We start from the raw sequence: 10,346 nt of genomic DNA on the forward strand, positions 1-10,346 counted from the left end.
CTGTTCCCTGTTCCCTGTTCCCTGTTCCCTGTTCCCTGTTCCCTGTTCCCTGTTCCCTGTTCCCTGTTCACTGTTCACTGTTCCCTGTTCCCTGTTCACTGTTCCCTGTTCCCTGACCACACAAGTAAATTCACAGAATCAAACCGGATTCCTATATCACGATCAAAATAAAATGGCAGTAATGTATTATAAAATAAGTATCACATTGACTCAAAGATAAGTATTTACCTGTATGAAAAATGCTGCGACAATTCCCAAACGGATTTTATTCTTACATCCCAACTTTCCCGCTCAATTTCGCCATTTAGCGACAGCTTTATCCCAAGATAGCAATTACCAAATTGTATTTGGCACTAATCGTCAGGAAGGAACAATACCCGGTGTATTTAAAGCCATTTATCAGCCTTCCCGTCAAGCTGCACCCCAAACCCATCATTATGTTCGTAATTTAGAAAATGCAGTGATCACTGGACAAGCTGTATATCGAATGGCAGAAAACCTGAAAACACAAGGTTTTATTCCAGATATAATTTACGGTCATTCTGGTTGGGGTCCGACATTATTTATGAAAGAAATTTTCCCCAAAGCAAAATTATTATGTTTTTTTGAATGGTTTTATCATGGTCGCGGTTCTGATGCTGATTTTGATCCCAGTGAACCATTAAATGCAGATGATTTATGTCGTATTCGTGTGAAAAATGCCCCGATTTTAATTGATTTATATAATTGTCATCGTGGTCTTTCTCCTACTCATTGGCAACGGCAACAATTTCCCTTGGAATATCATAGTAAAATCAGTGTTTGTCACGATGGGATTGATACTAATTTTTTTCAACCCCAGTCAAATGCTAAATTAGTTTTACCCCACATTAATCTTGACCTTTCTCAAGTTACAGAATTAGTAACCTATGTAGGTAGGGGAATGGAACCTTATCGCGGTTTTCCTCAGTTCATGGAAGCAGTAGCATTAATTCAACAACAACGACCAAATTGTCATGTTGTAGTTGTGGGGGAAGATAGGGTAGCTTATGGAAAAACTCTACCAGATGGTAAAACCTATAAACAATTAATGTTAGAGAAGTTAGATTTAGATTTATCCAGATTACACTTTACTGGTAGACTACCTTATCATGAATATCTCCGAGTTTTACAAGCTTCCTCAGCCCATATTTATTTAACCCGTCCTTTTGTGTTATCCTGGTCAATGTTAGAAGCCATGTCCACAGGATGTTTATTAATAGCTTCTCATACTCCACCAGTTCTAGAAGTAATTGAAGATGGTAAAAATGGACTGTTGGTAGATTTCTTTTCTCCCCAACAAATTGCTAACAAAGTCAACGCGGCTTTAGACAATTCCCCAGATATGATTCCTATTCGTGCCGCCGCCAGAAAGACTATAATCAATAACTATGATTTAGCAACATTATTACCACAGCATTTAAATTGGTTATTGGGTAATACCAATTCTATGTGAGGAAAAACTACCCAAAAAAAGAGAGTGGGAGGAGGCATTACCAAGCGCCTTTCTCTCCCACTCTACCATTTGCTGCTGAAGCGTTTAGGAATTTATTCATATAGACGAAACCCGTTAATTAGGGGGGTAATTTGCAGGTTAACGATAACGCCTATATTTAGCAGGTATTCCTATGCAGCAAATACTAATTCTATTGATTTTTTAGACAATCTCTACAAGAGATTTATGTTAGTTGATTCAATCTCTTAACAATCCCTTGTTTTTGCTTGTCTCATATAATGTAGCCTGGTTTATTTAACCATGGTTGCCAATTTGGCATTTTTCTGAAATTTTTTCGTCGTTGATTATTAATCTTTTAAAATTACATTTGACCGGATAATTAATAGGGGGTCAGACCCATCATTCCTAATCTGAATTGATTTGAATGGTCTGTGTTTATGTCAATTTTTTTCCATGATTTTGATTTAACCCTATCCATAACCCTCAAGAGACGCTAAAATCAATCCAGCCTTTGTATTTTCGTGGTTTTGACCCAGATAACTCAGAGTGCGGTTCACTGCATAAATCCTCATTGTCAACGTCCTTATCCCCAACCCTGGGGAAACAAATTTTGTAACAGTTGTGGCGCACAGTTGCATTTGTTAGAACGTTACTTCCCTCTTAAACCACTAGGATCAGGGGGATTTGCTCAAATTTATACAATTTGGGATGAAAAGACACAAACAGAAAAAGTCCTCAAGGTGCTTGTAGATACTTCAGCCAAAGCCCTTGAATTGTTCATGCAAGAGGCGGAAGTTTTAAGTAATTTCCGTAGCGACGGCGTGCCAAAAGTTGACAATGATGGGTATTTTCAAGTTAATTTGATCAACCCTCAACCCCTTGAATTACCATGTTTAGTGATGGAAAAAATCCATGGCTACACTTTAGAGGAAGTATTAATAAATTCCCCCCAAGGTTGTCGAGAAGATTTAGTTTTATGTTGGTTTATTCAAGCTATAGAGATTTTACAGGAGTTACACAAGCGCCAAATTATTCACCGAGATATAAAGCCTTCTAATTTAATGTTACGGACCTCTACACCCGCTAAACCCCTCAAGGATGATAAGTTAGTCCTAATTGATTTTGGGGGCGCTAAACAAGTTAGTGGTTCAGTTTTAAAATCCCATTCTACCTCCACGCGCCTATACTCCTCCGGTTATAGTCCTCAAGAACAAATTCATGGTAGTAATGTCGGTCCTGGGGCAGATTTTTATGCTTTGGGACGGACTATGATTCAATTACTAACGGGTAAATATCCACCTGAATTGGAAGACAGTCTGACCGGAAAATTACGGTGGCGTAATTATTGTCAGATTAAACCAGATTTAGCAGACTTGCTAGATAAAATGGTACAGGAGGACGTGCGATCGCGTCCAGCACACGCAGGTATTATTCACAAAAGATTATTAAACATTGCTTCCCCATTACCACAGGAAGGATTATTTACCCGCACTGGTAAATATTTAGTAAAATTAGTCACTCAATTTTTCCAAGCTATAGGTAATACAACTTTATTTATTATTCGGGGAATATTTAAGTTTTTATTTGCTTGTTTGGTGACTTTTTGGGTAATGATTTTGACTAGTATTTCCACAGGAATAGCCACTATGATTGGTTGTATTCTGGCTTATCATAGCAGTTTAGGCGATCGCTGGCTAGAATTACTAGCCTATCAATTACCAACATTAGTCAAAAATCAACCTTACATAGCCGCAGAAACCATAGTCTACGCTTTTGCAGGTTTGGGAACAGGTTGGGGACTAAGCTTGTCAGGTTGTTTTGGACAAAAGCGACGGTTTCTCGTTTCTGCTTTAATGGGTTTTGTTGGTTATAGTTTAGGCTGGATAGCTTGTCAATTCATTCCCACTCAAAGTCATAGTGAAAACTTGGTAATATGGATTTTGATATCACTTCCCATACTGACATTAGGTTTAGGTATTCGCACTCATAAAATAGTTTATACTGTAATTTCTGGTTTGGTTAGTGCTAATTTGATCAGTGTTTTCACTAACTTAGGATTAGGACTAAATTTATTTCATTTTTCCAAAGAACCGCAAGGGTTTGATATATTTTCACCTCTAGGTTTTTTTAGTCTTGTGAGTATCTTAATTAGTTTTTCTTTAAGTATCAGCTATTACTTAATTAGTCCTTGTTTACGTTGGTTGGGTTGGAGGTAAAAATTAAAAATCCATCTGATTACCGTAGTGAGGACTTTAACTTTAGTCCTCGATTGTATTTTAATCGTAATCAGGACTGTAATGAGGACTTTAGTCCTCTATTCAAGACACTACGCGAATAAAATTAGGGCTAAAGCCCTGACTACAATTATTCACTAAAATTAGGGCTAAAGCCCTGACTACAAAAAATTATTGATTTTGTGACATTTGGGTAAGTTTTAAAAATTAAAAATTAACTTCTCCCTATTGACGCTGAATGAAAACACAGATACCCCTAGTTCATTTTGTGGTGAACCAGAGGTATCTCATAATTGGTAGACTATAAATCTTTCGGTATACTCAAGTTGACACTAATGTACACTCTTTGTTCCCATTTGCATAGTTCTGTAATAACAATTTATATAATTTTTGTATATTCTTAATTATTTCTTTATATTTGAGATTTACTTAAGTAGCAAATTTTCTAACTTTTCTTGTTACGTCAGTAGCATTTTAGGTGCAAACACTTCTCTATGATGAAATAATCAGTTAATTACATGATAATTATTTCCATGCTAAACAGAATCAAAGAATTAGCAACAAGTATATCATCTCGATTAGTCGAAATTCGCCGACATATTCATGCACATCCAGAATTGAGCGGAGAAGAATATCAAACCGCTGCTTTTATTGCTGGTGTATTATCTGCCAATGGACTGCACGTAGAAGAGGGAATAGGCAGAACAGGTGTGATTGGTGAATTAAAAGGGACACAATCTAGTGATAATATACTGGCAATTCGTACTGATATGGATGCTTTACCCATTCAAGAACGTACAAGTTTAGAATATGCTTCTCGCATTTCCGGAGTTATGCACGCTTGTGGACATGATATTCATACTACAGTAGGTTTGGGAACAGCGATGATACTTTCCCAGATTGCCTCAGAATTGGGGGGAAAAGTGAGGTTTATATTTCAACCAGCAGAAGAAATAGCTCAAGGTGCGAATTGGATGGTAAAAGATGGAGTTATGAATAATGTTGCGGCCATTTTAGGGTTGCACGTTTTTCCTTCTATTCCCGCAGGTTCGATTGGTATTCGTTATGGTGCGTTAACAGCCGCAGCAGACGATTTAGAAATTATTATTATCGGTGAATCTGGACACGGTGCGCGTCCCCATGAAGCCATAGATGCGATTTGGATTGCATCACAAGTAATTACATCATTACAACAAGCGATTAGTCGTACACAAAATCCTTTGCGTCCCGTAGTATTGAGTATTGGCAAAATAAGTGGCGGGAGAGCGCCAAATGTAATTGCTGATAGAGTACAATTATTGGGGACAGTGCGATCGCTACATCCAGAAACCCGTAATAATTTACCAGATTGGATTGAAAAGATAGTAGCTAACGTTTGTAATTCTTATAATGCGAAATATCAAGTTAATTATCGTCAGGGTGTACCCAGTGTCCAAAATGATAATACACTAACGCAGTTATTACAATCAGCAGCCGAAGAAGCGTGGACTAATGAGCGTGTACAGATTTTACCAGAACCATCCTTAGGTGCAGAAGATTTTTCAATTTATTTAGAACACGCCCCTGGTGCAATGTTTCGCTTGGGTGTAGGCTATGAAGAGAGAATAATTAATCATCCCCTGCATCATCCATAATTTGAAGTTGATGAATCTGCTATTATCACAGGAGTAGTAACCTTAGCTTATGCAGCTTACAAATATTGGTTAAATAAGTCGGAACTGTGATTTGGGTGATTAGGATTTCCATGATCAATTAATCAAACAAATCAGGTTTTGAAATTCCTCTTTAAATAAATTCAAAAAAGTCAGATATTCAATCATGTCACAAATCGAAACCATAGACTCAAACCCATCAGAAAAAAGCATTGATAACTGGTACTTGGTAACTGTTCGTTCCAAAAAAAGAGAAGTGTTTTTGAAATATTTGAATATAGCTATTAGCCAAAATCAACTACAAGACTTGGTAAGAGAAATCAAAATTCCCCAAGAAGCAGTTTATCAAGACATTGTTTTATTAAAAACGAGTAATTTCAAAACTGCTTACATACAACTAAAAAATATTGAATGTTTCCAAAATATCGAACGCAAACCCCTAGCATTACAACAAGTAAATAGAATGTTAGGGATTACTTAAAACCTCCAGAAGAAAATAGAGACAGGGAAAGTAGTTGACGCTCCCCGCCCTATAGAGGGACGGGGATTCTTGTTTCAATGAGCAACCTTGCTCAAACTTGTTACCAAGTCTGAGCAGAGGGTCATCTCTCCACAAGCGTTATTAGTTTCCGTCCGCCCGACGGTACTTAAATCATAGCCACTTTGTCTTAGTGCTTTGGTTAGAATGTTAATTGCAGCATTGTGTTCACGGTCAAGTATGCACCCACATTTACAAACATGAGTTCTAACTGATAGGGATTTTCTAACTATTTCTCCACAAATAGAACAATTTTGAGAAGTATATTGTGGTGCAACTGATACAATTACACGACCATAGACTTTACCAAAATATTCTAACCATTGAGTAAACAATGACCAACCAGCATCACTAGGGGTATTACGGCGTTTTCTGATAAAGATCAAGGGTGAGAGCAGCGCCAAAAAATTCCTCGTTCCCTGTTCCCTGTTCCCTGTTCCCTGTTCCCTGTTCCCTTGTCATAACGACAATTTTTAACGCCAACCTACTTAGATAATGCAAAAAATAGTAAAAGTTAAACCAAACTCCCAGCAACAAAAGATTGAAGAATTAGCAGATGGTAGTTTAAGTGTACATTTAAAATCACCACCAATAGACGGTAAAGCCAACGAAGAACTAATTAAACTATTAGCCAAAAAATTTGATGTTCCTAAATCATCTATTACAATTAAATCTGGTGTAACATCTAGAAACAAACTCATTATAATTGATAAAAATTAGGGTTAAAATTATACTTTATAAGTAGGTTAACACAAGTAGGTTAACACAATAAAACCAAACTATGTAAAGTCTTGTAGTGCGGGCATCTTGCCCGCTAGATATGTACCTCATAACACTCTTGTAGTGCTGTAAGTGGTGGACAACAGCAACAATTTGAATCTGGGAATTTTGAGAGCAGCAGAGACGTTTTATATGTTTTATATAACGTCTCTACCTTGACTCAAATTACTACCAATTAGGTTAAAACCAGGATTTCCTAAACTAAGGCTGTAGTAAAGTTATTCAATCCTAAAGTCCCTGTGAAACCTGTCACCTCAATAATTGCATCCGTAGTAGCATTAAATCCTGCGGTAGCGTCGTTAATAGCGACAAAGGTACGAGTATTAGTACCAGTACCAAAGGTAAATTGAGCAGCAGAGTTAGCTGTAAAGACAGTATTAGTTAACCTAGCTGTAATTCCGGTTGTATCAAGTGTTGTCACAACTCCTGCATTAGGGAATCTGGTGGGTGCAGTGGAAACGACGAATAAATCAGCAGTAGCATTGAAGTCAGTAATCACATCAAAGTTACTGAAAACAGAATCGCTTAAAGTGCGGTAGTCAAAACGGTCTGTTCCTAACCCTCCAGTTAAGGTATCTTTTCCAACTCCTCCAGTTAGTCTATCATTCCCAGCACCTCCATTCAGGCTGTTATTAGCACCGTTACCTATGATGACGTTATTACCTGTGTTTCCAGTCCCGTTAATTGCTGCTGTTCCTGTCAGGGTCAGGTTTTCCACGTTAGCAATAGCCGCCATAGTGTAAGTAACACTAGATTGAATGGTATCTGTACCACTGCTGGCATTTTCGGCAATGGTATCTTCTGTGCTATCTACAATGTAAATATCATCACCTGAACCACCAATTAGGGTATCTATACCTGCACCACCGTCAAGGGTGTTACTAGCAATGTTACCAGTAATAACGTTATTACTTGCATTACCAGTACCGTTCATTGCTGCTGATCCCGTTAATGTCAGGTTTTCCACGTTAGCAGCCACAATAGTGTAAGTAACACTAGATTGAATAGTATCTGTACCCTCATTGACATTTTCGGTAATGATATCCGTTTCAGTATCAACAACATAAACATCATCACCTAAACCACCAATTAAGGTGTCAATAGCTGGACCACCATTAAGGATGTTATTACCACTGTTACCAGTAATAACGTTATTACCACTGTTACCAGTACCGTTAATGGCCATTGTTCCTGTCAGAGTGAGGTTTTCAATCCCAGGCAAAGTCCAAATACTGAAGGTGACACTGGATTGAATAGTATCTGTACCCCCTCCCAGATTTTCCGTAATGATATCCGTTGCAGTATCAACAACATAAACATCATCGCCTAAACCACCAATTAAGGTGTCAATACCGTCGCCTCCACTGAGATTATTATTACCAGTATTCCCAGTAATAATGTTATTAATCCCATTTCCCGTACCGTTGATATTGGCCGTTCCTGTTAATGTCAAGTTTTCCACGTTGTCCGCTAAAGTATAGCTGACACTACTGGATTGAACTATATCTGTACCCTGTCCTACATTTTCCGTAATGGTGTCTGTGGTGCTATCTACAATGTAGATATCATCGCCTGTACCACCAACCAAGGTGTCAATACCATCCCCACCATTAAGGGTATCATTACCAGCCGCACCATCCAGGCTGTTATTACCACTGTTACCAGTGATGACGTTATTACCTGCGTTCCCAGTTCCATTAATTGCTGCTGTTCCCGTTAATGTCAGGTTTTCCACGTTAGCAGCCGCAATAGTGTAAGTAACACTAGATTGAATGGTATCTGTACCACCGCTGGTCTGTTCCGTAATGATGTCAGTGGTACTATCTACAATGTAGATATCATCGCCACTACCACCAATTAAGGTATCTGTACCCGTCCCACCATCAAGGGTGTTACTACCAGTATTCCCAGTCATCACGTTATTACCTGCATTCCCAGTCCCGTTAATTGCTGCTGTTCCCGTTAATGTCAGGTTTTCCACGTTGGTAGCAATAGTCAAGGTGACACTGGATTGAATGGTATCTGTACCAGCGTTGGTCTGTTCCGTAATTGTGTCCGTGGTACTATCTACAATATAAACATCATTGCCAGTTCCCCCAATTAATGTATCTGTACCTGCACCACCATTAAGGGTATCATTACCATCCCCACCATTCAGGGTGTTATTACCACTGTTGCCAGTAATCACGTTATTACCTGCGTTCCCAGTCCCGTTAATTGCTCCTGTTCCCGTTAATGTCAGGTTTTCGACATTGGTAGCAATAGTCAAGGTGACACTGGATTGAATGGTATCTGTACCAGCGCTGGCCTGTTCCGTAATTGTGTCTGTGGCACTATCTACAATGTAAATATCATCGCCTAAACCACCAATTAAGGTATCTCTACCCGCCCCACCATTAAGGGTATCATTACCATCCCCTCCATTCAGGCTGTTATTACCACCGTTACCAGTGATGACGTTATTACCTGCGTTACCTGTACCGTTAATTGCTGTTGTTCCCGTTAATGTCAGGTTTTCCACGTTAGCAGCCGCAATAGTATAGGTGACACTAGATTGAATGGTATCTGTACCACCGTCGGCATTTTCGGTAATGATGTCCGTGGTACTATCTACAATGTAGATATCATCCCCTAAACCACCGATTAAGGTATCTGTACCCGCCCCACCATCAAGGGTGTTATTACCATTGTTACCAGTAAGGACGTTATTACCCGCGTTCCCAGTCCCGTTAATTGCATCTATTCCCGTTAATGTCAGGTTTTCCACGTTGGGAAGGGTAGCCAAGGAGAAGGTTAAAGTGCTGTAAACCGTGTCTGTACCTTCGTTGGCATTTTCGGTAATAGTCTCAGTGGTGCTATCAATTAAATAACTGTCATCTCCCGTTCCACCTCTGAGAATATCGTTACCGACACCACCATAGAGGAAATCGTTACCGGCTTCACCATTGAGGGTATCGTTACCTGTACCACCTTGGAGGAGGTCATGATCAGCACCGCCATTGAGAATGTCATCTCCACCTAAACCGTTAATTTTGTCCTTGCTGGCTGTACCGTTCAAGGTTTGGTTTGCGGCTGTACCGTTAGTGGTTTGGTCGGTATGACTGAGGAAAAAAGTTTGATTGGTAACAGGGTTTGTACCATCTGTCAAATTGAATTGGAAGAAGTCTTGAATACTACTACTACTACCGGGTTGATAGATTAACTTGCCACTGTCAATATCCGCTTGGGTGAATGTATCTCCAACTTTTAAGGGGGTGACGGTGGAGAGAATGGGATTACCTGTTGTAACAGTTGCCCCGTAAATTGTACCGTTGTTGGCATTGGTGGTTAAATCGGTGGCGGTATTTCCTGTGATGTTGTTGAAGTTCCAGTAAGCTGCTAATCCTGTTTCCGTGCCGGTTAAGGTTTTGTTGAGATTTGCCTGGATTTGGGTTTGGGTACGGGCAACATTCCAAATGCGAACATCGTCAATTTGTCCAGCAAAAGGAGTATAGGCATTAAGTTCTCGCCCAATCTTAACCGGATAATTATTTTGCAATGGCGTACCAACCCAATCAACACTGGTATCTAATTGTCCATTGATATATAAACTCAGTTTGGCACCATCATAAGTGGCAGCAACATGAGTTAATTGATTGAGAGTGAGTGAACCTTGGTTTGTTTCAAAG

Annotated in this window: 6 protein-coding genes and 1 pseudogene; 5 read left to right on the plus strand and 2 right to left on the minus strand. The window is 39.1% G+C overall.

The window, feature by feature from the left end; all coding sequences use genetic code 11:
* Positions 1 to 232 precede the first annotated feature (232 nt).
* The 4 genes and pseudogenes from ACIR310F_RS0118015 to ACIR310F_RS0118030 all read left to right on the plus strand — a co-directional run bounded on the left by ACIR310F_RS0118015 (position 233) and on the right by ACIR310F_RS0118030 (position 5,841).
* On the plus strand, positions 233 to 1,474 hold the full coding sequence (locus ACIR310F_RS0118015; RefSeq protein WP_028085036.1) for a glycosyltransferase family 4 protein: 1,242 nt from the start codon (positions 233 to 235) through the stop codon (positions 1,472 to 1,474).
* Between the two features lie 521 nt (positions 1,475 to 1,995).
* The gene (locus ACIR310F_RS0118020; RefSeq protein ID WP_081677614.1) at positions 1,996 to 3,690 is read left to right on the plus strand and encodes a protein kinase domain-containing protein; all 1,695 of its coding nucleotides are present in this window, start codon (positions 1,996 to 1,998) and stop codon (positions 3,688 to 3,690) included.
* Between the two features lie 551 nt (positions 3,691 to 4,241).
* Positions 4,242 to 5,432 (plus strand): annotated as a pseudogene (locus tag ACIR310F_RS23020) (M20 family metallopeptidase).
* A gap of 94 nt (positions 5,433 to 5,526) precedes the next feature.
* Positions 5,527 to 5,841, plus strand: coding sequence for a hypothetical protein (locus tag ACIR310F_RS0118030; protein WP_028085038.1), 315 nt, complete (start codon positions 5,527 to 5,529; stop codon positions 5,839 to 5,841).
* A gap of 74 nt (positions 5,842 to 5,915) precedes the next feature.
* Here ACIR310F_RS0118030 and ACIR310F_RS26315 read toward each other — a convergent pair whose 3' ends face one another.
* Positions 5,916 to 6,284 carry a zinc ribbon domain-containing protein gene (locus ACIR310F_RS26315; RefSeq protein ID WP_028085039.1) on the minus strand — a complete coding sequence of 123 codons (369 nt, stop codon included), beginning with the start codon at positions 6,282 to 6,284 and terminating at the stop codon, positions 5,916 to 5,918.
* A gap of 109 nt (positions 6,285 to 6,393) precedes the next feature.
* Between ACIR310F_RS26315 and ACIR310F_RS0118040 the strand changes: the two genes are divergently transcribed.
* Entirely contained in the window at positions 6,394 to 6,618 is a 225-nt protein-coding gene (locus tag ACIR310F_RS0118040) for a DUF167 domain-containing protein (protein WP_028085040.1), read from the plus strand.
* Positions 6,619 to 6,874: 256 nt separating this feature from the next.
* Here the strand turns inward: ACIR310F_RS0118040 and ACIR310F_RS27075 are convergent.
* A partial coding sequence (locus ACIR310F_RS27075) for a LamG-like jellyroll fold domain-containing protein (RefSeq protein ID WP_331271324.1) occupies positions 6,875 to 10,346 on the minus strand: 3,472 nt, incomplete at its 5' end.

It is taken from the genome of Dolichospermum circinale AWQC310F (assembly GCF_000426925.1).
GTDB lineage: Bacteria > Cyanobacteriota > Cyanobacteriia > Cyanobacteriales > Nostocaceae > Dolichospermum > Dolichospermum circinale.

What these genes read in the sequence shown, in the direction of transcription:
- ACIR310F_RS0118015 (WP_028085036.1), top strand. Translation starts at nt 233, where the DNA reads ATGAAAAATGCTGCGACAATTCCCAAACGGATTTTATTCTTACATCCC.
- ACIR310F_RS0118040 (WP_028085040.1), top strand. Translation starts at nt 6,394, where the DNA reads ATGCAAAAAATAGTAAAAGTTAAACCAAACTCCCAGCAACAAAAGATT.
- ACIR310F_RS0118030 (WP_028085038.1), top strand. Translation starts at nt 5,527, where the DNA reads ATGTCACAAATCGAAACCATAGACTCAAACCCATCAGAAAAAAGCATT.